The organism is Holdemania filiformis (assembly GCF_003459085.1).
GTDB classification, from domain to species: Bacteria; Bacillota_I; Bacilli_A; order Erysipelotrichales; family Erysipelotrichaceae; genus Holdemania; species Holdemania filiformis.
Window position 1 is genome coordinate 53,122 of record NZ_QRUP01000015.1, and the last position, 26,339, is coordinate 79,460.

General features: G+C 50.7%; 23 protein-coding genes and 1 tRNA gene. 17 read left to right on the plus strand and 7 right to left on the minus strand.

All coding sequences use genetic code 11. From position 1 onward, the window contains the following. Nucleotides 1–14 precede the first annotated feature (14 nt). Nucleotides 15–1,622 (plus strand): amidohydrolase, encoded by a 1,608-nt coding sequence (locus DWY25_RS12150; RefSeq protein ID WP_117895444.1) that lies wholly within the window; start codon nt 15–17, stop codon nt 1,620–1,622. A 186-nt stretch (nt 1,623–1,808) separates the two neighbouring features. Then, nucleotides 1,809–2,306, plus strand: coding sequence for an HIT family protein (locus DWY25_RS12155; RefSeq protein WP_117895445.1), 498 nt, complete (start codon nt 1,809–1,811; stop codon nt 2,304–2,306). 285 nt (nt 2,307–2,591) lie between these two features. On the opposite strand, the gene DWY25_RS12160 is transcribed toward DWY25_RS12155, so the two are convergent. Continuing rightward, nucleotides 2,592–4,421, minus strand: a complete 1,830-nt coding sequence (locus DWY25_RS12160) for a GGDEF domain-containing protein (protein WP_117895446.1) — start codon at nt 4,419–4,421, stop codon at nt 2,592–2,594. 243 nt (nt 4,422–4,664) lie between these two features. Here DWY25_RS12160 and DWY25_RS12165 point away from each other — a divergent pair, with 243 nt between their 5' ends. Next, a complete protein-coding gene (locus tag DWY25_RS12165) occupies nt 4,665–5,009 on the plus strand; it encodes a DUF1622 domain-containing protein (RefSeq protein WP_117895447.1) in 345 nt (114 codons plus the stop codon). A 231-nt stretch (nt 5,010–5,240) separates the two neighbouring features. Here the strand turns inward: DWY25_RS12165 and DWY25_RS12170 are convergent, their stop codons facing one another. The 3 genes from DWY25_RS12170 to DWY25_RS12180 all read right to left on the minus strand — a co-directional run bounded on the left by DWY25_RS12170 (nt 5,241) and on the right by DWY25_RS12180 (nt 10,902). Further along, the gene (locus DWY25_RS12170) at nt 5,241–7,973 is read right to left on the minus strand and encodes a putative bifunctional diguanylate cyclase/phosphodiesterase (protein ID WP_117895448.1); all 2,733 of its coding nucleotides are present in this window, start codon (nt 7,971–7,973) and stop codon (nt 5,241–5,243) included. 444 nt (nt 7,974–8,417) lie between these two features. After that, a complete protein-coding gene (locus DWY25_RS12175) occupies nt 8,418–9,278 on the minus strand; it encodes a DegV family protein (protein WP_117895449.1) in 861 nt (286 codons plus the stop codon). 253 nt (nt 9,279–9,531) lie between these two features. After that, nucleotides 9,532–10,902, minus strand: coding sequence for an MATE family efflux transporter (locus tag DWY25_RS12180; protein WP_117895450.1), 1,371 nt, complete (start codon nt 10,900–10,902; stop codon nt 9,532–9,534). Nucleotides 10,903–11,145: 243 nt separating this feature from the next. On the opposite strand from DWY25_RS12180, the gene DWY25_RS12185 reads away from it, so the two are divergent. The 5 genes from DWY25_RS12185 (at nt 11,146) to DWY25_RS12205 (ending at nt 14,600) form a co-directional block, all read left to right on the plus strand. Next, nucleotides 11,146–11,496, plus strand: coding sequence for a hypothetical protein (locus DWY25_RS12185; RefSeq protein WP_117895451.1), 351 nt, complete (start codon nt 11,146–11,148; stop codon nt 11,494–11,496). Between the two features lie 79 nt (nt 11,497–11,575). Next, the gene (nagA, locus tag DWY25_RS12190) at nt 11,576–12,763 is read left to right on the plus strand and encodes an N-acetylglucosamine-6-phosphate deacetylase (RefSeq protein WP_117895452.1); all 1,188 of its coding nucleotides are present in this window, start codon (nt 11,576–11,578) and stop codon (nt 12,761–12,763) included. Further along, nucleotides 12,754–13,524: a glucosamine-6-phosphate deaminase gene (locus DWY25_RS12195; protein WP_244925974.1), complete on the plus strand. Its 771-nt coding sequence runs from the start codon at nt 12,754–12,756 to the stop codon at nt 13,522–13,524. The genes nagA and DWY25_RS12195 overlap by 10 nt, the downstream gene beginning before the upstream one ends. A gap of 24 nt (nt 13,525–13,548) precedes the next feature. Beyond that, the gene (locus tag DWY25_RS17760; protein ID WP_181981809.1) at nt 13,549–13,776 is read left to right on the plus strand and encodes a hypothetical protein; all 228 of its coding nucleotides are present in this window, start codon (nt 13,549–13,551) and stop codon (nt 13,774–13,776) included. Between the two features lie 62 nt (nt 13,777–13,838). Further along, a complete protein-coding gene (locus DWY25_RS12205; protein WP_181981810.1) occupies nt 13,839–14,600 on the plus strand; it encodes a nitroreductase family protein in 762 nt (253 codons plus the stop codon). A 32-nt stretch (nt 14,601–14,632) separates the two neighbouring features. Here the strand turns inward: DWY25_RS12205 and DWY25_RS12210 are convergent, their stop codons facing one another. The 3 genes from DWY25_RS12210 to DWY25_RS12220 form a co-directional block, all read right to left on the minus strand. Next, the gene (locus tag DWY25_RS12210; RefSeq protein WP_117895454.1) at nt 14,633–15,904 is read right to left on the minus strand and encodes a hypothetical protein; all 1,272 of its coding nucleotides are present in this window, start codon (nt 15,902–15,904) and stop codon (nt 14,633–14,635) included. Nucleotides 15,905–16,241: 337 nt separating this feature from the next. Further along, nucleotides 16,242–16,325, minus strand: a tRNA-Leu gene (locus DWY25_RS12215). A gap of 256 nt (nt 16,326–16,581) precedes the next feature. Then, nucleotides 16,582–17,307, minus strand: a complete 726-nt coding sequence (locus DWY25_RS12220; RefSeq protein WP_117895455.1) for a hypothetical protein — start codon at nt 17,305–17,307, stop codon at nt 16,582–16,584. Nucleotides 17,308–17,527: 220 nt separating this feature from the next. Here DWY25_RS12220 and DWY25_RS12225 point away from each other — a divergent pair, with 220 nt between their 5' ends. From DWY25_RS12225 to DWY25_RS12265, 9 genes are all read left to right on the plus strand, one after another. Further along, a complete protein-coding gene (locus DWY25_RS12225) occupies nt 17,528–18,748 on the plus strand; it encodes an ABC transporter substrate-binding protein (protein WP_244925975.1) in 1,221 nt (406 codons plus the stop codon). A 79-nt stretch (nt 18,749–18,827) separates the two neighbouring features. Continuing rightward, nucleotides 18,828–19,706 carry a branched-chain amino acid ABC transporter permease gene (locus DWY25_RS12230; RefSeq protein WP_117895457.1) on the plus strand — a complete coding sequence of 293 codons (879 nt, stop codon included), beginning with the start codon at nt 18,828–18,830 and terminating at the stop codon, nt 19,704–19,706. A 4-nt stretch (nt 19,707–19,710) separates the two neighbouring features. After that, nucleotides 19,711–20,673, plus strand: coding sequence for a branched-chain amino acid ABC transporter permease (locus DWY25_RS12235; RefSeq protein ID WP_117895458.1), 963 nt, complete (start codon nt 19,711–19,713; stop codon nt 20,671–20,673). Beyond that, nucleotides 20,670–21,443: an ABC transporter ATP-binding protein gene (locus DWY25_RS12240; RefSeq protein WP_117895459.1), complete on the plus strand. Its 774-nt coding sequence runs from the start codon at nt 20,670–20,672 to the stop codon at nt 21,441–21,443. The genes DWY25_RS12235 and DWY25_RS12240 overlap by 4 nt, the downstream gene beginning before the upstream one ends. Before the next feature lies 1 nt (nt 21,444). Then, entirely contained in the window at nt 21,445–22,149 is a 705-nt protein-coding gene (locus DWY25_RS12245) for an ABC transporter ATP-binding protein (protein ID WP_006059414.1), read from the plus strand. A gap of 4 nt (nt 22,150–22,153) precedes the next feature. Then, the gene (locus tag DWY25_RS12250; RefSeq protein ID WP_117895460.1) at nt 22,154–22,801 is read left to right on the plus strand and encodes a CBS and ACT domain-containing protein; all 648 of its coding nucleotides are present in this window, start codon (nt 22,154–22,156) and stop codon (nt 22,799–22,801) included. A 281-nt stretch (nt 22,802–23,082) separates the two neighbouring features. Further along, nucleotides 23,083–24,111, plus strand: a complete 1,029-nt coding sequence (locus DWY25_RS12255; RefSeq protein WP_181981811.1) for a GGDEF domain-containing protein — start codon at nt 23,083–23,085, stop codon at nt 24,109–24,111. 78 nt (nt 24,112–24,189) lie between these two features. Continuing rightward, a complete protein-coding gene (locus DWY25_RS12260; protein ID WP_181981812.1) occupies nt 24,190–25,521 on the plus strand; it encodes a replication-associated recombination protein A in 1,332 nt (443 codons plus the stop codon). Between the two features lie 35 nt (nt 25,522–25,556). Then, entirely contained in the window at nt 25,557–26,003 is a 447-nt protein-coding gene (locus DWY25_RS12265; RefSeq protein WP_117895462.1) for a zinc-ribbon domain-containing protein, read from the plus strand. The last annotated feature ends 336 nt before the right edge of the window (nt 26,004–26,339 follow it).

Here is a 26,339-nt window from a genome sequence, read left to right on the forward strand (position 1 = left end):
AAGAAGGTTGCGGTATGGCAGTGTTGTATAAAAACGGTGTGATGGTGACGATGAACGGCGATCAGACCGCGGAGACGTTAATTGAAAAGGATGGACGAATCGCGATGGTGGGTTCGTTAGCACAGGCGCGGATATGGCAGAAAGCGCACCCGCAGGAAAAACTGGAAGAACGGGATTTGGCGGGGCATGCGCTGCTTCCGGGATTCATCGATCCTCACAGCCACATCACGGCGCTGGCGCAGACCGTGAATCTCGTGCATTTTGACGACGTATCCTCGATCGGCGAACTGCAGCGGAAAATTAAGGATTTCATCGGCGAGCGGCAGTTGCCGGAAGGAACCTGGGTTCAGGGTTTCGGCTACGATCATAACTTCTTAACTGAAAAACGGCACCCGACGCGCGCGGAGCTTGACGCGGTGAGCGAGTCGCATCCGATCTTGATCGCCCATGCTTCCGGACACATGGGCGTTGTGAATTCCGCGGCGCTGAAGCAGCTGGGGATCGACGCGTCCACGCCGGATCCGGAAGGCGGCAAGATCGGCCGGGAAGCGGGCAGTCAAAAACCGAATGGATACCTGGAAGAAACCGCGTTCACGCTGCTGTCGCGGGGATTTGCGGCTCCGGATCTTGATCAGCTGCTGGATCAGCTCGATCAGGCGCAGGAAAAATACTTATCCTACGGCATCACCACGGTGCAGGACGGGATTACAAAACGGCCGGACTGGGCGGTGCTGCAGGCGATGGCGGAACGGAAACGGCTCAAGGTCGACGTTGTCAGCTACGTGGATCTCAAGGATAACGAAGCGTTGATCGGCGAGCATCCGGAGTATGCCCAAGGCTATCAGAACCGGCTGCGGATAGGCGGCGTCAAGATTTTTCTGGACGGATCTCCGCAGGGGCGGACGGCCTGGATGAGCGAGCCTTATCTGGGCGCTGATTCGCAGTATTGCGGGTATCCGGTCTATACTGATGATCAGGTCGACGCGTTTATCGATGAAGCGATGGGGCATCACTGGCAGCTGCTGACGCATTGCAACGGCGATGCAGCCGCGGAGCAGCTGATCCGCTGTACGCAGCGCCAGCAAGCCCGGCATCCGGAGGCTGCCGCGTTGCGTCCGGTCATGATCCATGCCCAACTGGTTCGCCGTGATCAGCTGCCGCGGATGAAAGCGCTGAATATGACGGCGTCGTTCTTCACCGCGCATTGCTGGTACTGGGGCGATATTCATCTGCGCAACTTTGGACAGCCGCGCGGCGGAAATATCAGTCCGATGCGCTGGGCGATCGACGAAGGCTTGAATGTGACGATGCATCAGGATACGCCAGTCATCATGCCGAATATGCTGGAAAGCGTCGAATGCGCCTGCCGCCGTGTCACGAAAGGCGGCCAAGCGCTCAATCCTGAATTGCGGATCACGCCGCTGGAAGCACTGCAGGCCGTGACGATCAACGCCGCCTGGCAATACCATGAGGAAGACCGCAAGGGATCGTTAGAGGAAGGCAAGCTGGCGGATCTGGTGATTCTGGAAAAGAATCCGCTGAGCTGTCCGGCTGAGGAAATCGGATCGATCGCGGTACTGGAAACGATCAAAGAAGGCGTTTCTGTTTATACCCGGAAATAAGAAGCAAAGCTGAAAGTCCTGCGCTGCGGGACTTTTTCCTGTCTGCCTTCTGTCAATTCTCTGACAATTCTCTGACGATTCGAGGAGGACGCTTGTTTTATTATGCGGAAGCCGGTAATCTGGAAACAGAAGGGAAGCGGGGCCGGAATCGCTCTCCGCGATGCCCTAAGGAGGAACTGACAAAGAATGTGGGAACATGATTTTGAAGCAGTACGGCTGACGGATCAGGAGTGCGACGTCTGCGCCCGGCTGCGGTTAACAGAGCGCGGGGAGAATCCCAACCTGGTCGCGGAACTGTCGACCGGGTATGTCGTCTTGGGGGACGATCAGTATATTCGCGGCTATACGGTGTTGATATGCAAACATCACGCGACGGAATTGTTCGATCTGGAACCAGATTTCCGGGCGAAGTTTCTCGAAGAAATGGTGCTGACAGCCCAGGCGGTCGCAAATGTCTTTCAGGCTGAGAAAATGCATTATGAGCTGCTGGGAATCGGCCGGGGTGTTCACATGCACTGGCATCTGTTTCCCCGCCATGCCGGCGATACGCCGCAGCCCGGCCCGGTCTGGCTGACGCCGAAGTCAATCCTGCATGGTCCTGAGGCGCAGGTTTCCGATTCCCAGAGGCAGGCCTGGATCCAGGCGCTGCGTGAAGAAATCAACCGGCTGCAGGCTGAGCGGTAGTCTTTTAATGATGCCGGAAGAAGTTTGGGTAAGGAAAGATTGCTTAATTGGATACGACGAAAGTCATGAAATTTAAAAGAATAAATAAAAACAGCAGAGGCTGTTTTCAGGGTTGGTATAGAAGATCCATACAGAAGCAGGCAGGATAAAACGCTGACTAAAGCGTTATCCTGCCTGGTCTTTTTATCTTTATTCGAATCTGAGGAAGAACTGTTTTTATTATATTAGGAAAGTGGATCTCAAAAGATAAGGATAATATAAAAACACTTACGAGTTATATTTTCGCTATTCGTTGTCTTTCCTGTCCCGGGAATCGGAGTGAGCCTCAGCCAGATGGAACTGGTTCTTTCCCTGTTGTTTAGCGCAGTACATCGCCTGGTCCGCCCGGCTGAATAAGCTTGGATAGGTGTCTCCGGCTTGACTGAGGGCGGCGCCGATGCTCAAGGTCACCTCCGCGTCGATCTGTTCGCGCTGCAGCAGCTTCGGCAGCGTCGTGGTAAGCTGCTTTACTTTCTGATGGATAACCGCCGGATCGCTGGTATGCAGGAATACGATAAATTCATCACCGCCGATCCGTCCGATTAAATCGTTCTGACGGAAACAAGTTTTTAGCAGTGTGCCGACCGCGGTCAGCACCTGATCGCCGGCGAAATGCCCCAGCTCGTCATTGATCACTTTGAAGTCGTCAATGTCGATCATAAACAGGCAGCCTTCCGCGTTTTCGCTCAGTTCTTCTGTAATCTGTTGTTCTGCGGCCCGCTTATTTAAGACGGAGGTCAGACCGTCATAGCTGGACTTTTCAATCAGCTCACGTTCAATATATTTCTGTTCCTGGATGTCGGTCAGCTTGCCGATGATCATCACCGGTTCGCGGTGATACCGCTCATAGACCGCCTGAAACTGACAGTTAAACCAATGATAGCTGCCGTCGCGCGTCTTTATCCGCAGCTGCACGCTGCCGTATTCTTGAAACCGATGGACGTTTTTGAAGGCTTCTTCAATTTTGTAAAAATCCTCAGCGTGGATAAATGGTGTCAATTCGTGGTTCTTTTTTACATGGCTTGCGGATAATTCTTTCACCGGCAGGATTTTCTGGGCGTTGCCGGTCAGTTCCAGCGTATCCTGGATTACGTCGTATTCAAAGATCAGCGTGTCGGAAAACCGCGACAGAAAGGCATAGCGGCGCTGTTCCAGATTCATCTGGCGGCGCTGGCGGGCGAGAATGAGGTAGAACAGATAGGCCAGCCCGGCGGTCGTCAGGATCAGAAAGAGGCCGATCCGCATTGTAGTAAGCAGGATCTGCCGGGAATTTTCTGAAGCTTCGTTGGCGTGGGTAAAATTGACGAGTGTCCAGCCGTTAACGGCTAACGGGGTTAAAGATACATATAAAGCGCCTTCTTTGTGCGTCTGGATTCGAAATGTGCCGGAACTGCCGGTCTGCAGGGTGGTGCGGATCTGCTGCAGGGTGGTTTCTGAATTAGAATTTCCTTCTAACAGCGCGTAGAGATTGGAATAATGGCTTTCGTTGGAATTCGCTGTGTAGAGAACAGACCCGTCAAGCAGCACGATCCAGCTGTTAAGCGGCGCCTGAATCCGCTCGGACTGACTTTTCTGTAACAAGCGGTTGACGTCGACGGAAGCTTGCAGGATCGCTTCCAGCTGAAGATCGCGGATGACCGGCGTCAGCACGCAAAATACGGATTGTTCGGAATCTCGAGTTTCGATGCCGGTGATGATCGTTTTATTCCGCATTAGCTGTTCGCGCTGAGCGGAAGAAAGCTGAATTTCCTCCGGCGACCGCCACTGCACTTCAAAGTGCTCATTCTGTCCGGATAACAAAGACAGCGCCGGGTTCAGCGCGGCGTTTTCCGGTTCCGGCTGCGACTGGGACAGCAGTGCGGCCAGCGTCTGCAGCGTTCCCTGGATATCATCGACGGTCCCTGAAAACTGAACGCCTTCGCTTTCGATATAGGCTGTATAATTTTCCATGACCTGCTGCTCAAACTTAACGTTCAGCCAGCTTTGATACGTGCTGAATAATATGAAAATCAGGCCCGCGAAGACCAAGGTCCCAAGAATCAGCAGCGAGCTGTTTTTCCGGCTTTTCCTCTGCATGTTGTTCACATCCGTTCTTATGATCGAATCAGATTAGATTGGATTTGTGAGGGGATTGGAGATCCCCAGCTTAGCTATGAAAATTATATTCAACAAATTGAAAAAATACAACATGAATTCTGGAAATCAGGCTTAATTCCTGGCTTTTCTCTCCTTAATTTCTGAAAATAATGTTAGAATTTAAGCGCTTTCTCTTGGAATCCGCAAGCGGTCATGGTAAACTAAAAGACGGAGTTGAGAAAGATGATACAATTAAAAGAATTTATTTTAAAGGGCGGCGAAGTCGCGGTCTTATTTTTTGAGCTGTTGGCGCTGATCATGATTATCTATGCTGGATGCAAGGGCGCAATTTCTCTGTTCAAAAAAGAGGACAACGTCGCTTTGGATCTGCTGAAAGGATTTTCTACCGGTCTTTCCTTTCTGTTAGGCGCGGAGATCCTGAAAACCATCGCGCTGGAAGAAGTCAGCGAGCTGATGATGGTTGGCGGGGTCATCGTGATGCGCGTTGCGTTATCCATCCTGATTCATTGGGAAATGAAACAAGAACAGCACGAACGTGAATTGGAAATGACTAAGACTGAATTGTAAAAGCGGAATGACAGCTTTCTCTTTCAAGTTCGGATTATGGACAAAGGAGATCGCTGAATTTTAACGATTCTGAAAAGAATCTGACAGGGTAAAAGAACAGAAGCGCAGCGGCAACGCTGCGTTTTTGCGTTGGACATAGTAAAAAAGCTCTGCAGCCGACACACGGAAGCCGCTTAAGCAGCGGCGCGTGGATCAGTGGCGGAGCTTGACTGATGCCGGGTGTTTTTCTCTTTATGATCGAGGAAACGGCAAGTATTTTGTTTCGTAATCCGCGACGGGAATCGGTTTGGAGAACAGAAAGCCCTGCGCAATGCCGACGTGGCATTGATTCAGGATACCCAGCTGTTCCTCGGTTTCTACGCCTTCCGCGACCAGCTTGATCTTCATTTTCAGGCAGACGTCGCTCATGGCCTGAATTAACGCCCGCGCTTTTTCGTTAACGGCGATATCCTGGATTAAGCTGCGGTCCAGCTTGAGGATATCGAAATCTGCGCCGGAGAATAATGAGAGATTGGAAAACTCCACACCGAAATCGTCGATTGAAACGCTGAATCCGGATCGCCGCACGGCGTCGATGGTTTTGCGCAGGTCTTCTTCCCGGACATCCAGCGCATTTTCTGTAATTTCAATTTCCAAAAGATCACGGCTGATTTGATAATGATCGCTGAGATCAGCCAGCCGCTGACAGAAGGTTTCTTCCAAAACGGTGTAGCGGGAGAAATTGACGGAAACCGGCGAGATCGGCCGGCCTTCCCGGATCCACTTTTGAAGCCGCAGACACACAAATTCGAACACAAAGAAATCGATCTGGCTGATCGTCTGGGTTTCTTCCAGCAGCGGGATGAAAGCATTGGGCGCCAGGATCAGATTTTCATCCAGCTGATACCGGACCAGCGCTTCGGCGCCGACCAGAAGTCCGGTGTCGATCGCAATTTTCGGCTGGAAATAAACGAGGAAGCGGCTTTCATTCAGTTTTTGACGCAAAACGTTTAAATTGGCTAACGGCAGCACTTCATCGGCATGATGCCGGTAACGTCCGCTTTGCGAAGCGTGGTAATAATAAGCTTTCTTATCTTTATACATCTTTTCATCCGCAGCTTTGATCGCGGAAGGAAGCTGGGATCCGCCCGTCGCCCAGTGAGTGCCGATTGCCAGGTGCAGCTTGGCGTTGCTCTGCAGCCGCAGCCGCAGATGGTGGACCTGGCCGAAGAATTCCTCTTCCGTGATATCGTGCGTCAAGACGACGAATTCATCGCCGCCGATGCGGTAGCAGGAATCCGGAGCGAAACAGGCCCGCAGGTGATCGGAACAGGTCCGCAGCGCTTCATCGCCGCGGTCATGACCAAATTGATCGTTGATTTCTTTTAATCCGTTAAGATCGACAAACAAGACGCCGACCGGCTGCGGATCCGCAATTTTTTTGTCTAAATCCTGGATGTAGCGGTTGCGGTTGAACAAGCCGGTTAAACTGTCCGTATAGCTGAGCTGCGCCAGTTTTGCCTTGTCCATCGCGCGGTGCCGGGCCAGCAGAAGGAAGTATCGCAGCGTCTGCAGGACGATGATCGAATTCTGAAGCTTGCCTGAAGCCGGATTATCAATGCAGATGCAGTCGATAACTTCGCCGCGCACCTCAAGGGAAAGGATGATCAGCTGCTGAATGTTGTAAGCGCGCAACAGGGTATATTCGTCAGGGAACGATGTTTTTAACAGCTCCACATTCTCAACGACGTAAGATTCATCTTCAAGCAGCCGTTTCATCCACCGGGCGTAGAACGGCCGGACTTTCAAATCGGAAAGCATTTCGATGTCCGCAGCTTTTTCGCCCGACCAGCGCGAAGTAATCGTCAGCCGGACCGGACTCAGGGAGAACAGGGTAATGCGTTCCGCTTCCATGAATTCGCCTAATCGCCGGAGCATTTCCGGGATCGCGGATTCCAGCATTTCGTCCTCATACAATTCGCGGACGCAGTTGACGATCAGCTTTTCATTATCCAACATCGTTTTTAAGCGCTGTTTTTCTTCTTCGCTCTTGGTTGTGTCAAACGCAATTTCCAACCGCGCCCGCCGTCCGTTCCACGTCACAATCCGGTCTTTAAGCAGGTAATGGCGGTGCGTCAGCGCGTTGTTGATTTCCCAGCTGTACGTTTCATTATCCTTCAGCCTGGAATTAGTGCAGAAGGGACAGGGGTGATCCAGACCCTGCAGCACCTTGTAGCATTTTTTCCCTTCGATGGAATCACAGCCGAATGCCTTGCGGCCGCTTTCATTTATAAATAATAAATCATAGGTTTCCGGATCCGAGATGTAAATCAATTCACTGATTTCATTCATCGGCGCCTGCAGCTCGCGGTTGAGCTGATCTAATTCCTCCTGCCGGCGGCGGGTTTCCATTTCTTCCTGTTCCAATCGTTTCTGCCGTTTGTGCTGAATGTGGCTGAAATACAACAGCGCCAGCGTAATCAGAAGAAAGAAGACGTTGACTAAAAGCAAGGAAATCTGAGCCCGGTGGACGCTGGCTTCGGTATAGGCTTCAGCGAAGCTGACCGCGTCGTTGGCCAGATCGAAATAGGTTTCGCTCAAGGCGTAAAGCTGATCAGAGGAAGCGCCTGCGCGGAAGTCGTAAATCGCGGCTTTTACCTGTTTCCAGGCGTCCTGCATCCGCAGAATCTGATTCTGGAATGGTTCGTCATTTAACCGAATCAACGAGTCAGGGCCGTGGCCGGTTTCCAATTCCGTCAACAATACGTCGATTTTCTCAATCATCGCGTCGTCAGCCTGATGATTCAGCTCTTGCTTGACAAGCCGCTGCGTCGCGCCCCGGACAATTCCGGTATAGTTAATGACACGGGCGTTGCCCTGGAGATTGCGGATGGTGAATAACGAAAGAATCCCGGTCAGGATTAAGGAAAGGATTAAAGGAATGAGTAAAAAACGGGTGGAATACGAAATCTTATTGCTTTTCATAACGATACCGCTTTCTTTATTCAACCGCGGCGCTCCAATAGGGCAGTCACCCGATCAGCCTTGCCAGGTGTATGTTACTTTCATTATACTGCAATTTATAGGGAATAAAAGCTTAATTCCGGTAAACGAACGCGGAAATCCGCAGAATGGGAATTGATCGGAAAATGATCGATTTTTTCATCAAAATTCATAATTTTACGGATTGGAAGTCAAAAACAGGTCAAATTGAAAACAACCGGACAGGTGCGCTGAGCATCCGGCCAACGCCGGGAAAGCATAAATAAAACCGGGCCGGCGCCCGGTTGGATCAGGAATGGAAAAAGCTTCGCAGCTTTCCGGTATTTAGTCAGGAAAGATCGGAAGTCCGCGTATTGAATTCCGGTTTTGTCTGCGGTTTGACAGGATTGAACTCAGGTTCCCGCCTGCCCTTATCAAGACGGAAGCTTAGGCCGCCTCGCGGCGGAAGCCGGTGATTCCCATCGCGCCCTTGCCGCCGTGCACGGTCATGACCGCGCCCAGCTCAAAGACCAACACTTCCTGGAAACCATCGTTCAGCACACGCTGGCGCATCCGTTCCAGGATATCCGGATCCGCACCTTTGGCATAGATGATCAGCGCCATCGTGCGGTCCAGCGGTTCCTCGCTGAGGAAATCCTCAACCATCTGCGACGCCGCCTTTTTCATCGTGCCGTAATACTTTTTAGTATTGATCAGCTCACCCTTCAGGATGTCGATCCGCGGCTTGATCCGAAGCAGGGACGCTCCCAATGCCGCCGCGTTGCTGACACGGCCGCCGGCTGCCAGGAAGTCCAGCTTTTCCGGAATGAACAACGTCTTAATCCGCGGCACCCATTTGCGGATCTCGTCAGCCAGTTCCGCGGCGCTCCACTGGGGATTGCGCGTATGCAGCTCAACCGCTTTGAGCGTCAACAAGCCGAAGCCGCCGGAAACGTTCAGGCAGTCGACCAGATGGATTCGCTTTTCGTCGCAGTCCTGCAGGCTGATGAGCGCATTCTGGAACGAACAGGAACAGGCCGAGGAATAACCGATGTGAACGATCTCCACCTCCGGATCCTCTAACAGCCTGTTGAAAAATTCACTGTATTGATACGGGCTGACCGCGCAGGTTTTCGGGATCTGCCGTGTGGCTTCATAAAAATCGTAAATTTCCTGAATCGGAAGCTCGCCGTCGAGCACAGTCCGGTCCGGAAAGTTGACGCTGAAAGGTACCATTGGAACATTTAATTTTTCCAACATGGAAACCGGGATGTCAGAACAGCTTTCAGTTGTAATGATTGTTTTCATAACAAAGTCCCCCACTTATTTTCAACTCTGATTCTTCTGGTTCAGGATGTCAGGACATCTCATTAAGGAAAACCAGACGCTAATACTTTAACGTGTTCAGGGTGTCAAGTAAAGTCTTCTTTTGATGAAAAATTAAAAAAATGTTTGGCATAAAAGAAAAGACCACACATTTTAAAAATTGTGTAGTCTAAGATCGTGATCAAATTATGAAAATTTTCAATCAGACTTGCCGGAAAGCCGGTCTTCCGTCGCTTCAGGCGTTGACGGGCTGGGAATCCAGCCTGCTTTTCATCATTTTGCGGTAAGCGTAAGCGAAACAAAGAAGATGTACAACAAAGGTCAGAATCCAGGAAATCGGGTAGGAGATATACAGACTGAAAAGCGTATGCTCAACCTGGAAAACTGTAAAGATCCACAGCACGCGGAAGGCGCACGCGCCGGTCAGCGACACAAGCATCGGCATGATCGAATAGCCTAAGCCGCGGATGCTTCCGCAGCAGACGTCCATCAATCCGCACAGGAAATACGTCGCGCTGACAATTGAAAGCCGGATCATTCCGAAATCGACGACGGCTGGATCGGAGGAATAAATGGAGAGCAGCGGCCGGCCGAGCAGGTAAGCGCCCTGGCCCAGCACCAGACCGATCACAGTCACGATCCCCAGGCAGGTTAACAGGATTTTCTTAATCCGCGCGGTGTTGCCGGCCCCGAGGTTCTGGCTGGTGAAGCTCAGCGAGGTCTGGTAAATCGCGTTCATCGCGGTGTAGACAAAACCCTCGATATTGCTGGCAGCGGTGTTGCCGGCCATGACGATCGAACCGAAGGAGTTGACCGACGACTGAATCAGCACGTTGGAAATGCTGAACACGATGCCCTGCAGGCCGGCCGGAATTCCAATCCGCAGCATTTCTTTGACTTTATCGCCGTGCAGCTTGATCTTATCTTTATGCAGCCGGCACATGCCGTCCATTTTCAACAGACACATCAGGATCAGAACCGCGGAAATCACCTGGGAGATCACCGTTGCGATCGCGACGCCGGCGACGCCCATGCGGAAGACGATGACGAAGAACAGGTTGAAGATGACGTTGACGATCCCCGCGACAGTCAAAAAATACAGCGGCCGTTTCGTATCGCCGATCGCGCGCAGAATCGCCGCGCCGAAGTTGTAAATCATAAATGCCGGCATGCCCAGGAAATAAATCCGCATATACAGTACGGAATGCGTGATGACATCAGCCGGCGTGCCCATCAGTTCTAATAACGGACGAGCGAACAGAATGCCGACAAAGATCATCAGAATGCCGCCGATGATGGAAATGGCGATCGAGGTGTGAACGGTGTCTTCGCAGTTCTGCCAGTCCCGCGCTCCGCAATAGCGGGCGACCATGACGTTGGTGCCGATCGAGATGCCGATAAACAGGTTGACTAACAGATTGATCAAAGCGCTGGTGGAGCCGACGGCGGCCAACGCGTGGCTGCCGGTGAACTTTCCGACGACAACGATATCCGCGGCATTGAATAACAGCTGCAGAACGCCGGATAAAATCAAAGGAAAGGCGTAGATGAGGATGCGGCTCAACAGCGGACCGTTGACCATATCCACGGCGTAAGATTTTTTCACAGTAAAAAGTTCCCCCTTAAGTCATGAAAGTATTATACGCCCCTGGGTAGGAATTTCAAGCTCTGAAAGAAGCGGAGGGAATGGATTTGGAAATTCCGGCAAGCAAAGCGGAAATCTGATGAACGGCGGAGCATTTTTGTGAAGATAAAACAGTAAGGTAAGGAATGGCCGCCTGCGGGATATGATATAATGATCTAAACTATGAATGTAAAAAAAGAAAGATTCCGTTGAAAGGTGCAGATTATGAAAAAAATTATTTCTTTTGCCGCGCTCGTCTTGCTGCTCACCCTCGCAAGCTGCGCTGTCCATCCTGAAGCTTCAGGAATGGCGGAGAAACCGGATTTAGTTCCGATGGTGAGGGTTGAGGGCACGCTGTATCGGGACACGGGAAACGAAAGTCAGGCCGAAAACCATAGCGGGACGAGGGCTGGAAAAATCACTTCCACGGTCAGCGCTGATGAAAAACCGACAGTCGACGATCAATCCAATTTCGGCACCGGATACGAATATCAAATCGCAGTGGAAGGGACAATCGAGATTTTCATCAATGATCGTTGGTTTATTTTTGCGGCGGAAGGCAACGGCAGCGACTAAGTTCATCCGTTAGCGTACTCATTTTCTTAATTTTCAGGACGATGAAACCAGGAGTGCAAGCAAAGAATGGAGGCAAACGATGCTTAAAATTATTCATGCCCGGCAGATTACGGACCGCGGCATTGTGGAGGGACAAACTGTGACGGTGGATCAGGGACGGTTTATTTCTGATCCCGGTGAGAACGCAGATTGTGAAATTATCGACGCCCGCGGCGCTTATCTTTGCCCGGGGTTTATCGACATTCACACGCATGGGATGATGGGGTACGACTTCATGGACTGCAGCGAGGAAGCGATGGAAAACATTGCCCGCGCACATCTGATGCAGGGGGCGACAACGATCATCCCGACGTCCCTGGCCGGCAGCCGGGAAGCGACGATGAATTTCCTGGAGGTTTTCGCGAAGACGGATAAGCACAAGGACGGCCGTGCGGATATGCCGTGCGTCCATCTGGAAGGCCCGTATTTTGCGCCATCTCAAAAAGGAGCGCAGCCGGAAGCATATCTGCGCTGTCCCGACCCGGCGGAATATGGTGAAATTCTGGAAAAATACGGCGATCTGATCGGCCGTTGGAGCGCGGCCAGCGAACTGGCGGGGGCGGAAGCTTTTGCCCGGGCCTGCCGCCAGCGGGGAATTCTTGTCGCGTACGCGCACAGTGATACGGATACGGATCAGGCGATCGAAGCCAATCGCTGGGGATTCACGCATTACACGCATCTGTATTCCTGTATGAGCAGCGTCCATCGCCGTCAGGGAAGACGGTACGGCGGGTTAGTCGAATCGGCGTACCTGATGGAAGACACGACCGCTGAGCTGATCACCGACGGGATGCATCTGCCGCCAGCGCTGGCGGAGCTGGCTTACCGCTGCAAAGGGGCGGATAAAGTGTGTCTGATCACGGATTCCATGCGGGCTGCCGGACTGCCAGAGGGAGAGTATGTCCTGGGCGCAAAGGACAGCGATCATCGCGTGATCGTTCGCGACGGCGTCGCGTGGATGCCGGGTTTTGAATCCTTTGCCGGCAGCGTCAGCTCGATGAGCCAGGTTGTCCGGATTGCCGTGCAGCGCTGCAACATTCCGCTGCGCGACGCTGTGAAAATGGCGACGAAAACGCCGGCTGAAATCATGGGCTTAAAAAACAAAGGCCGGATTGAAGCGGGATATGATGCGGATTGTCTGCTTTTAAATGAGGATCTGACGCCAATTTTCATTATGAAAAATGGAAAAATTGTTTTGGATGAGAGGGAGGATTCATCATGCGAATGACGAAGAAAGAAAAACTCACGGTTAAAATCTTTGAAACCCGTCAGGAGTTAGGGCGGCAGGCCGCGGCGGAAGTCGCCGGGGCGATCAACGAATTACTTGAGACCCGTCCGGAAATCAGCATTATTTTTGCCTCGGCGCCTTCGCAGAATGAATTTTTGGAAGCGCTGGGACAGGAAGCAATTCCCTGGGAGCGGATCACAGCTTTCAATATGGATGAATATGTCGGCATCGATCCGCAAGCACCGCAAGGCTTTGGAGCGTTTTTAAAACGTTCTCTGTATGACCGGGTTCCGCTGAAGCAGATTCATTTGTTCGATTGTCAGGCGGCTGATCCTGAGCAGGAATGCCTGCGCTATGGGGCGCTGCTGGAAGCGGCGAAGCCGGAGCTGTGCATCTACGGCATCGGGGAGAACGGACATCTGGCTTTTAACGATCCGCCGGTTGCCGACTTTGACGATCCGAAGATCGTTAAACTGGTGGAGCTGGATCCTGTGTGCCGGCAGCAGCAGGTCAACGACGGCTGCTTCGCTTCGCTGGATGAGGTTCCGCGCCAGGCGTTTACGCTGACGATTCCGGTGTTGATGCGCGTGGGCCAGCTGTATGGCATGGTGCCGGGCAAAACCAAGATCGCGGCGATCGACAAGGCAATGAACGGGCCGGTAACCACCGCCTGTCCGGCCAGTATTTTAAGGACGCACCCGCACGCGGTTTTATATCTTGACGAGGTCAGTGCGCAGAAAATCAAACCTGAAACTTACTGAACGCAAGACTCTGGGTGAATAAAAGTGAAATTAAAAACTGACGGTGAGCGTGAAACGCGGCGGGCCGTCCGTTTTTTTACAGGAAAAGTTGAAGGAACGGATGTCAAACAACCGATGTTCGCAGTTTCTTTTTTGGTGCAGCCGCCACATCCGGATCCGGCTGACGGACAAAGCGAGGTCGCAGCAGGGGCTTACGACGAGGGGGGCGGAGGAAAACAACGCGATCATTTACGCTGGATTGACGGAAGCTGAGATCCTCCAATTTGAAAACAAGTTGAGAAGAATTCTAAAAAATTATGAGGAGACAGAACGTTATGGAAAATGAAACGTTAAAAACACTGGAATCACTGCGGTCCGTACATTGGAATTTTAATGAGAAACCGGTATCCCGCGAGGATATCGAAACGATCGTGCAGCACAGTATGAAAGCGGCCAACAGCGACAATCTGACCGATTATTCCGTCATCGTCGTCACGGATCCGGAAGTTCTCAATACGATCACAGGCGGGGAATCCCAGGGCAAGGCAGCGACGTGTCTTGTCTATGCGATTGACCAGACCCGGATTCTGCGCTGTGCGAAGGCTTTGGGTTATGATCAATATCAACCGCTGCATCGGCTGTATAACTTCTTCATCATGCTGGGCGATGTCTTCGCGGCGGCGCAGACCGCGGTAGTCGCGGCGAAAGCACTGGGCATCGACTCGTTGATGACTAACTTCTCGCACCGGCATCATCCCAAGGAAATCATGAAGCTTCTGAATCTACCGGAGGAATATTGCTTCCCGGTGATTCAGGTCGTACTGGGGTATTCGGATCGAGACCCGAAACAGACGCGCGGACGCCTGCCGATGAAGCATGTGCTCCATTATGATCAGTATCAGCCGGCATCTGAAGCGGAGGTTCAGGCGATGATCGAAGAAATGGATCAGGTCTATCCGGAATACATCAGCGATCAATACAAGCATGCGCTGGACTGGTATTTTAATGAGTGGTTTATCGAATGGTATGACGAGCCGACGTATCGGGAGCTATACGAATGCCTGCGGAATTCAAAGCTGGTTTACGAGCCTGATTGATTTCATACTCAAATTTTAATTTAATAAGCTTTTTAGAAATTTTCATTGTATTTCCATCTGTATTGATTCCAGACATTTTGTGAAGACGCGGAGATTGTGTCTAAAATAATTAACGGATCATCAATTAAATGAAGCTCAATCCTATCTTCTCTTGGCGTTATAGCCATTAAGCCATATTGGCATACCTGAAAACCTGAATAAAGATCATTTGAAATTTTCGTTTCTTTTCCTTGGTTACTTGAATAATAAACACCTTGGTTTTCTTTCATCCTGAGTTCATCAGTATTTTCCACACCCGTTGGCTTTTCTTTAAAACAAGTTGGATCCAGAGAATAATAAATTCCTGTCTCCGTTGCCAAGAAAGAGATCACCGGCATATTCGTTATTTTAGTTATTTCTTTACTTTGAACATCATATTTCATCAAATAATTTTCTACCAGATAACCTCCATATTCATTCATATTTTTTAAGTAATAAATGTTGGTATCCACAACTTGTAAGTCGCTTATGGAAGAATCTATTAAAATGTTATTTTCATATAAATCGCAAGATGCATCATGATTATATAATCGATAAGAGGAATCTTCTATCTCAAAATAGGCTGCCATGGGATAATCGACATTGGATACTTCATTAAGCATTTTAGTTAGAACACCATTTTCTAAAACATAAAGGTAATCCCGGTCTGTTAAATTATATACTGTGAAGGAATCGTTAGCGATGTGGTAAAGACACCCTAGATAACAATCTTCTTTGTTAAAAGGAAGGGTATACTGAAAGCTATTGTATTGCTTTTCTTTTAGATCAAGAATTACGATTTCTTCTTTTTCTTCCAATAAGCAAGTTAAAAGATTGCAATTACCATATAAATTGGTAATTGATTCATTTAAAATTACATGCGTTTCTGTTCCGTCATAACAAAGTAAGTTTCCACTTAGTCCGCGATAGTATACTTCACTTTCATATTCGTAAAGAATTATATTATCTGATTTTATAAAATTCTGATCAAAGTAAAATTCATTCAACTCCAGTAAGCTGTTTTCAGTGTATAAAGGATCCAGCTTAAGCCTATTTGTATTATCGCGATGATCCTCATTTATAGCTTCGGGGAACACCCTGTTCTGTTTCATAACCCTGTAGATCTTGTTTTGCTGAGTATTCCTTTCAGCACTAATTTTTTTGTTTATTTGTGATTGCGGAACTTGATGACTATTTTGAATTAATAGTTCTTTTGAGAAATGATAGATAAAAAAACAACACACTAATATCAGCGCAGACATAATGGTTAAAACATTTTTCTTCATATTATTCCTCCAAAGGGTAAAATCCAACTTTATGAAAGATGTCCATATAAAATAGCGTGAAAATAGGCTGCAGAGGATACAATAAATTAAATGAAGATAAGATAAAAATTGTTGATAAATTTAATATTATCTTCCCATATATCCTCATACGGGTCAAGCTTATTTGTTTCTAAAAGCAACGATGAAAAATCAAAAATTATAAAGTGAAATTTTGTGCTTAAATGAGGTTAGCCTTACATTTACATAAAATTACAATACGTTAGATTACTTGTTTTATATTCAAAAAGGCCGCAGCACTCAGGAATTCCTTTTGTACTGCAGCCTCTTTATTTCTATCTGGTGCGCGTGAAGGGACTCGAACCCCCATGGATGAACCGCCAGATCCTAAGTCTGGTGCGTCTACCAATTTCGCCACACGCGCATGCCTTGATATTATAACAAGACTTCTGATTTTTGACAAGAATGTGCGGAACAGATTGTGGAGACCAGCGCTGGAAAATGACTTTGCAGAGAGGACAGGACATACTTTGAAAATTCGAAGGAGAAAAAGGGGAATCCGCAAGCGGAGTATTCCTCTGATTCTTTGCGGCAAAAAAATCAGGAGAGATACCTATTATATAAGGAAGAATAAAAGTCGAAAAAACGATAGGGTCAAGCATTGTGAGGGTAAAGTTTTGTTAATTTTCTTTTCTTGGACCAGCTGGTTCGGAAATTAAACAGATCGCTCGATCTTCCAGCTTTCGCAGGATCGTTTGGAGTTCTGCTTTTAAAGGCTGGCACTGCTTGCCGAGAAAACGCAGCTCGCTCCGCCGATCCATCACGGATATCCTTGCGAAATCAACCTGGTGAAGACGCAGCGGCTGAGCCAGGAATGATTTTTGATTGAACTCGTGCAGTTGATTTCGGTAGCGCGCGTCATGATCGAGAAAAGCAGGCAGAAACGGCAGCACGGGCGACAAATTAATCGTTTTATTCGTGATAGCGGCTTGATCATGGACGTTGATCTGTTCCACAAAGCATTCGTTCAGGGCACTGTCCAGTTCGGTTAATGCCGTGTAATAAAACTCGGTCCGGGCCGCGAAATTGAGAATTTCCACCAGCCTCTCGGTAGTCGCGGAGGGGTGTTTATTGTTCAATAGTTGAGATTGATCGGCAAGACTGCGCAGTGAAGCGAGGGATAAACCTTGGAGATTCTTCTCCAATGGCGACAGACGAGCCTGGAGAATATCCCGTTTCTCAATCAGAGCCTGTTTCTTTTTCGCCGTGAACCAGCCGGAAGCGTGCTCTGCTTCGTAGTCGGCGGCCAACAGTTCAATCCGCAAAGTTTCAATTTCTTTTTGTAACGCATCGTATTCTTTCCATTGGATTAGCGCCTTCCTTATCCATTGAACATCCTGTGTCATTGAAGCTCACTCCTTCTGTTTCTTTCATTATAAGTGATATTGCAAAAGCTGGAAGAAGAAAAGAAAAAAAGATTCAAAGTCTTAACAAAATTGTAAATTGTTTCATGAAAAATGATTGTAAAAATGAAAAAATAGGTTGTAATCAGAAAACGGCAGCGCTATAATAAAAACACTATAACCTTTTACCAAGCGGTTTTAGAAAGAAACGGGAGATGAAATGATGAACACAATGAAGAAAGTATTCATGGGCGCCGCAGCCTTGATGATGGCGGTTTCCATGGCTGGATGCGGAAATTCCGGATCCGGAAACAGCGGTACGGCAACACCGGAAGCGGGGGGTTCAGGCACAGACGCTGCGGGGGCTGTGAAGATTGGTCTGCACTACGAGCTGACCGGCGAAGTAGCGGATTATGGCAAGGCGGAGCTGAACGGCTCATTGTTGGCGATTAAGCAGGCCAACGCGGCAGCCGGCAGTGAAAAATATGGCTATATTAAATATGATGATAAATCGGATACTTCGGAAGCGGTAACGATAGCAGCGCAGCTGGCTTCCGACGGCGTAGCGGGCGTTGTCGGTCCGGCAACCTCGGGACGCAGCGCAGCTTCTTATCAGATTTTAAACGACGCGAGGATTCCGGTGCTTTCCCCGTCCGCGACGCAGAACAACGTTACGCTGACCAATCCGGACGATGCGTCCAGCGCAGCTTACGATTATGTTTACCGCGTCTGCTTTGAAGATTCCTATCAGGGTGCGGCGATGGCGCAGTATGCTTATGATACGCTGGGCAAGACCAAAGCTGTCATTTACGGCGATTCCACAACCGATTATGCCAAGGGGTTGTCAGAAGCTTTTGAAAAACAGTTTACCAAGCTGGGCGGAACGATCGTCGGCAAGGAAAACTATGTCAGCAAGGATACGGATTTCTCCTCCGTCCTGACCAAGATCAAGGGAATGGACTTCGACGTCCTGTATATTCCAGGGTATTACAATGAAGCAGGTCTGATCATCAAGCAGGCGCGGGAAATGGGACTGGATCAGACGATTACCGGTTCTGACGGTTTCGATTCCACGACGCTGGTCGATCTGGGCGGCGCGGCGAACCTGAACGACGTTTATTTCACGACCGCCTACACGACGGTCGGCGCTTCGGACAAGCTGCAGGCGTTTATCGACGCTTATAAAGCGGAATACAACGAAGAACCGAATATGTTCTCGGCGCTGGCTTACGATGCGACGAATGTTTTGATTCAGGCCATTGAAGAAGCAGGATCCTCCGACGGACCGGCAGTCCAGGCGGCGCTGACGAAGATCAGCTTTGACGGCGTCACCGGTGCGTTCACGTTTGACGCGACGCACACGCCGATCAAACCGGTATTGGTCGTTAATCTGGTCGACGGCGTTCAGACGGACGCGGTCGCGGTTACACCGAAGTTAGATTAACGGGCAAAGCCCAACAACGGATAGAAATAGGGGAAGCAGTTCTCCTATTTTTTCCCATTGAGAAGAGGAGGAGAGGACTATGACCCAGTTTTTGCAGCAGCTGATCAACGGGCTGTCGCTGGGCAGCATCTATGCCCTGATCGCGTTGGGGTACACGATGGTGTACGGCATCATTAAATTGATCAACTTTGCCCATGGGGATATTTATATGCTGGGGGCGTATATCGGATTTATCTGCACGGCGCAGTTAGGCATGGGCTTTTTCCCGGCGCTGGCGGCGGCGATGGGGATCTGCGCTTTGATCGGCGTGATCATTGAGCGGATTGCGTACAAGCCGCTGCGCAACGCAACGCGGATTACAGCGCTGATCACGGCGATCGGCGTCAGCTATTTTCTCGAGGCAAGCACGCAGAAGGTCATGGGCACCGGCGTCAAAACCTTCCCGCAGGTGCTGGCAAACCAGAAGATCATGATCGGCGGCGTGATGATCACAACCCAGCAGATCGCGATCTTCGCGATTACAATCGGCCTGATGCTTCTGCTTCAGTTCATCGTGCGCAGGACGAAGGTCGGCCGGGCGATGCGCGCAGTTTCAGTGGATGCGGACGCGGCGCGGCTGATGGGCGTCAACGTCGATATGACGATTTCCTATACGTTTGCGATCGGCTCGGCGTTAGCCGGAGCGGCGGGCGTGCTGGTCGGTCTGTATTATAATTCCATCAATCCGCTGATGGGTATGCTTCCGGGCGTCAAGGCGTTCATCGCCGCGGTTTTCGGCGGGATCGGCATCATTCCCGGCGCGATGTTCGGCGGCTTCTTCATCGGCATCGTCGAAACGCTGGTCAGCGGCTACGGCAGTTCTTTATATAAGGATGCCGTCGTTTACATCATCCTGATCATCATTCTGGTCGTCAAACCGGCCGGACTGCTCGGTAAAAATGTAAAGGAAAAGGTGTAAGCGCATGAAGAACCTGTTGAATAAAAAGAATGCCTGCTGGCTCGTTCTGATTGCGGGCAGCTACGGCTTAATCTCGCTGTTAATCAGCGCCGGAGTGATCAATAACGTTTACCTGACCGTACTGATGACGATCGGCATCAATATCATTCTGGCGATCAGTCTGAATCTGATCATCGGCGTTACCGGCCAGTTCTCGCTCGGTCATGCCGGATTTATGATCATCGGCGCGTACTGCGCCGGTGTTGCGGTCAAGCAATTCTCGGCCAGTCTGGGCGGGATTCTGCTCGGCATGCTGATCGGCATTGTGATCAGCGGGGCGGTGGCGTTAATCGTCGCGATTCCGACGCTGCGCCTGCGCGGGGATTATCTGGCGATCGCAACGCTGGGCTTCGGCGAAATCATTCGCATCATTATCTTAAATATGAAAATTACCAACGGTGCGGCGGGACTGATCCTGCCGAAATTGATCGGCTGGCAGGTCATCTTTGCGGCGGTCGTGATCTGCACGATCATCATCCTGAACTTCTGCCGGTCCGCCCAGGGCCGCGCGTGTATTTCAGTGCGCGAGGATGAAATTGCGGCGGAAGCGATGGGCATCAATACGACGAAGTATAAAATCATGGCGTTTGTCTTGGGCGCGATGATCGCCAGCGTGGCCGGTGCGCTGTATGCCGGTGCGTTTTACGTCATTAAACCGGAGATGTTCACTTTCAACAAGTCGATCGATATTCTTGTGCTCGTCGTCTTCGGCGGTATGGGCAGCTTTACCGGTTCGTTTATCGCGGCCGGTGTGATCGGCGTGCTGAACACCGTTCTGCAGCAGTTCTCCGATATCCGGATGATCCTGTACGGCTTAATGCTGGTCGGCATCATGATCTTCCGCCCAAGCGGTTTGTTAGGCACAAAGGAATTTACGTTCTCCAACCTGTTTGAGCGGTTTGGGAAACGAAAGGAGGCGCGCGGATGACGGTCTTAAAAGTCAGCGGTCTGACGAAAAACTTCGGCGGTCTGGCCGCGGTGTCCAACGTCAATCTGGAAATCGGGGAGCGCGAGCTGATCGGACTGATCGGGCCTAACGGTGCGGGTAAGACGACGCTGTTCAACCTGCTGACCGGAGTTTATGATCCCAGCGAGGGAAAAATCGAACTGAATGTCGACGGGACGATGAAAAGCATCGGCGGATTAAAGCCGTATGTGATCACCGGCTTAGGCCTGGCGCGGACGTTTCAGAATATCCGGCTGTTTAAAAACATGACCGTGCTGGACAACGTCAAGCTGGCCATGAACAAATCAGTGAGCTATTCGACTCTGGCAGCGATTCTGCGGCTGCCTTCGTATTACCGCGAGGAACAACGCGTGCTGGAAGAAGCGGTGAAACTGCTGGAGGTCGTCGGGCTGGCGGAGAAACAGACGACGCTGGCGAAGAATCTTCCGTATGGGCAGCAGCGTAAGCTGGAAATTGCCCGGGCGCTGGCGGCGAAGCCGAAGATTCTGTTCCTCGACGAACCCGCCGCGGGCATGAATCCGCAGGAAACCACGGAACTGACAGAGCTGATCCATCAGATCAAAGAACAATTCAATTTAACGGTCGTGCTGATCGAACATGATATGTCGCTGGTCATGAAGATCTGCGAACGGATTTACGTACTGGATTACGGCAAGTGTATCGCTCACGGGACACCGGAAGCGATCAAAAACAACCGCCGTGTTATCGAAGCGTATCTGGGGGAGGATTAAGATGCTGAAAATTACGGATTTAAGCGTTCATTACGGCGTAATTCAAGCTTTAAAGGGTGTTTCCCTGGAAGTGAAGGAAAAGGAAATCGTAGCCTTGATCGGCGCGAACGGCGCGGGCAAGACAACGCTGCTTCACGCGATCAGCGGACTGCTGAAAAAAAGCGGCGGCGAGATTGAATTTCTCGGCCAGTCCATAATGAAGAAAAATGCCCGCGATATCGTCAAGGCAGGCATTACGCAGGTGCCGGAGGGCCGGCGGATTTTTCCCGACATGAGCGTTGCGGAAAACCTCTGGATGGGAGCGTATCTGCGCAAGGATAAAGCCGGAATTGAAGCTGACCTGCAAAGCGTTTATCAGCGCTTCCCGCGGTTGGCGGAACGCAAAAAACAGCTGGCCGGCACACTGTCAGGCGGCGAGCAGCAGATGTTGGCGATGGGCCGGGCCCTGATGGCCAAACCGAAGCTTTTACTTCTGGACGAGCCGAGCATGGGCCTCTCCCCGCTGCTGGTCAAGGAAATATTTTCGATTATCCAGGATATCAACGCTCAGGGAACAACGGTTTTATTGGTCGAACAAAACGCCAAGATGGCGCTGGGCATCGCCGACCGGGCGTATGTGCTGGAAACCGGCAGCGTCGTGCTGAGCGGCACGGGCGCAGAATTAGCCGCCAGCGAAGATATTAAGAAAGCCTATTTAGGAGGATAACATTATGTTGGTGAAAGATCGTATGACAGCCAATCCCTACTGCATTCGTAAGGATACCTCGATCAGCGCGGCTCTGGATCTGATGGCAGAGCGGGATTTTCACCGCATCCCGGTCGTTGACGGCCAGGAATTAGTCGGTCTGGTTACGGAAGGCACCATCGCGGAGAACACCCCAAGCAAGGCGACCAGCCTGTCGGTCTATGAATTGAATTACCTCTTGGCGAAAAGCACCGTCGAATCCGTCATGATCAAAGACGTCGTGACGATTCACCCCGACGCGCTTTTGGAAGAGGCCGCTGTCTTAATGCGTCAGCATGATATCGGCTGTCTGGTTGTGACCGAAGGCCGCAAGGTTGTCGGCATCATCACGCAGAATGATATCTTCGAGGCCTTTATCGATCTGTTGGGCTATTATGAGGAAGGCAGCCGGTATGTGATTCAAATTACGGAAGACAAACCCGGCGTGCTGGCGGATCTGACCGGTTTGTTTTTTGATGAAACAGCCCAGATTACCAATCTGGCGGTTTATCGCAAAGACGCACAGACCGATGTCGTCATCCGGGCCCGCGGCGTCGCTCCGGAAGTGATGAAAAAGCTGCTGAGCGATCACGGCTATCAGGTGATCTCGGTCTTGACCCGCTGCGATCAGTAAGGGAAAGTCAGGATCGGGCAGGAGTTTTTGCCTGACCCGGGATAGGCGTAAAATTGCGGATGTGAAGAAGCTGACAGAAGCAAGTTCTTCTTTTGACTGTCGGCTTTTTTAGTATTAATATTTCAAGAAGAATTCCCAGCCGCTGAGGTCTCCCAAGATTTTAGTAAAAAACAGAGGATAAAGGCAGGCTGACTCACGGTCTGAGTTCAGGTTGAAAGATTTCTGTTATAATGAAGAAAACAAAAGACCGCGGGCAAAACCGGCAGGAAAGGAGACTGGCAATGACAAAAAATAAACTTGTCAATCAAGGCGCGGTGCGGCGCGTCTATCGGCAGATCATCCTTTTAGGTATGCTTATACATGTGCTGTATGTTGCTTTGTTCGGCGGGCTGGGAATGAGCGGGATGGTGTACTACAATGTCGGCAGCACCGTGTTTTATATGGCGATGCTTGTGCTGGCTTTCTATGGGCGCTACCGGATCGTGGTGACTCTGATCCATCTGGAGGTCTGTGTTTTCGTCATAGTGGGAACGTTGGCGCTGGGGTGGGATGCGGGTCTTTCGCTGCTGCTGATCGCGCTGGCGTCGTTGATTTATATCCGGCCGTACCGGTGCAGTTGGATTCCTTATATGTTTTCAGCACTGGAAATCGGCGTATTTGTGTTTTTGAAGATAGCCTGGGATCAAGAAGGAATGACGCCGGCCATTTCCGTGTGTCTGGCAAACGCCGTCTATTTGTTTAACGCGGCGGCCAGTTTTACGATTATTCTTGTTTCCTCAACAATTTTCAATGTTTCCTCGGCGTTAGCTCAAGGCCGGCTGATGCGGAAAAATGAGATTCTGCAGGAAGCCGCTTCCACGGACAGTCTGACCGGTGTGCTGACCCGCTACGGCTTGAAGGAACAGCTTGAGCCGCTGCAGGGCAAACCGGCGATGATCGCGCTGGGCGATCTGGATGATTTTAAACGGATCAACGATACCTATGGACATATCTGCGGCGATTATGTGCTGGCCACGGCGGCCCGGCTGATGCAGGAAACAGCGGGTACTCAGGTTTGCCGCTGGGGCGGCGAGGAGTTTTTGATCATCATGACGGAACAGCCGGAACGTGAGGCCCAGGCGGTGTTAACCGGGATCGCGGAAAAAATCCGCAGCTATCCGTTTTCCTACGATGGATATCAGATCCGGATTACGATGACCTTCGGTCTGACATCCGGAGTGATCGGACCGGATTTCGAAAGCCTGGTGAAGCTGGCGGATCAGCGGATGTATCAGGGGAAGCGGCAGGGAAAAGACCAGATTGTTTCATAATCTGCCGGGAAGTTGAATAAAATTCAAACTCAGGCGTGGGCAATGCATGAAAATGTTGTATAATAAGCGCAGGAGGCGATGATCTTGGAACAGAAATCCTTGTTTGACGATCGCGATCTGAACAGTCCGCTGGCGAGCCGGCTGCGGCCGAAGACGCTGGAGGAAGTCGCGGGTCAGAAACATCTTTTAGGCGAGGGAAAAATCCTGCGGCAGCTGATCGAGCAGGATCAGGTGTCCTCGATGATTTTCTGGGGCCCGCCGGGCGTGGGGAAGACGACGCTGGCGCGGATCATCGCGGAGCGCACGCAGTCGCATTTTGTGGATTTCAGCGCGGTGACCAGCGGAATCAAGGAAATCAAAGAGGTCATGAATAAAGCTGAGCTAAACCGGCAGATGGGCGAGAAGACGATTTTATTCGTCGATGAAATCCATCGTTTTAATAAAGCGCAGCAGGACGCATTTCTGCCGTTTGTGGAAAAGGGCAGCATTATTCTGATCGGCGCGACGACAGAGAATCCTTCCTTTGAGATCAACGCCGCTCTGCTTTCGCGGTGCAAGGTGTTTGTGCTGCAGGCGCTGGCGACGGAAGATCTGACGGAGCTGTTGGCGCGGGCTTTACAGGATCCGCGGGGGTTCGGCAATTATCATGTGGAACTGAATGATGATTTATTGTGGATGATTGCGAATTTTGCCAACGGCGACGCCCGCACGGCTTTGAATACGTTGGAAATGGTGGTGCTCAACGGCGATAAGAACGGAGAGAATATCGTGGTGACGAAGGAGCATCTGGAACAGTGCATCAACCGCAAATCGTTGTTGTATGATAAAAAAGGTGAGGAACATTACAATTTAATCTCGGCGCTGCACAAGTCGATGCGCAACAGCGACGTCCAGGCGTCGGTGTACTGGCTGGCGCGGATGCTGGAAGCGGGCGAGGATCCGCTGTATATCGCGCGGCGGGTCGTGCGGTTTGCGAGCGAGGATATCGGCATGGCGGACAGCCGGGCGATGGAGGTTGCGGTGGCGGCTTATCAGGCGTGTCATTTCAACGGGATGCCGGAGTGCAGCGTCAATCTGACGCAGGCCGTCGTTTACATGGCGCTTTCGCCGAAGTCCAATGCTTTGTATATGGCGTATGAAGCGGCGAAGAAGGATGCGCTGGAGCATCTGGCCGAGCCGGTGCCGTTAGCGATCCGCAACGCGCCGACGTCGTTGATGAAGGAACTGCACTATGGCGAGGGGTATCAGTACGCTCACGATACCGAGGAAAAGCTAACGACGCTGCAATGTCTGCCGGATGCCTTACTGGATCGGAAATACTATGTTCCGACAAGGCAGGGCCGGGAAGGCCGGATCCAGGAACGGATGGAACAGATCGAGGCCTGGCAGAAGCAGCATCGTCATCAGTAGGGCTGGATATTTTATGATTTATAAGGAGGGACGCCATGTTCATCATGATCGGCGCCGGTTCAGGCCATCGTAAAAAAGCGTATCTGGGGGTCAGAGTCTGTCCTCAGTGCGGAAAATTGAGTCATTTTTACCTAGTAGAACAAGCGCGGCAGGTGTCGGTGTTCTTTGTGCCGGTGGTCCGCTGGGGGAAGCATTGGGGCATTGCTTGTTCACGCTGCAAGGCCGGTTTTGAGATTGCGGAGAGTGAAAAGGACTTCTGCCTGAAGCAGGCGCAGTGGATGCCGAGCGAGAAACAGATGAACGAAGTGATCGAATATCTGGGTGCGCAGCTTCAATCGGGAGAGGAACCGGAGATCGAAACGCTGCGGGAACGAGTCCGGCTGCGGTTTGACTTCCATGTCGATGACCGGTCCTTTGAGGAGATTGTCAAAGGGCTGCGGCAGGCGGCTGATCGTCAGCGGCAGTTTCAGCAGTTTTATTAAATGGAGAGAATTTGTTCTTGTAATTTAAGCTTGGTTTTCGGGACACGATGTGGATTTCGGAGCCGAGTTTTTTTGTTCCTGAATCAACGTTATCCAGATTCTGTAAAATAATAAATAACCGCATTGTTGCCTGATTTGTAATAATTTTGATATGATTAATTAAACGAAATTGCGTATTCATGTTTACAGGGAAAATGCCGGCAGAAATGGCCGGTAAGAATGGGAGGGGAAAGACATGTCAAATTTATATCCGCTGCGGATTTATCAGGAAATTGGATATCTTATTTTGATAAAACTTATCTAAAGCTATCACTATGTATTGCTTTTGTGCTGACA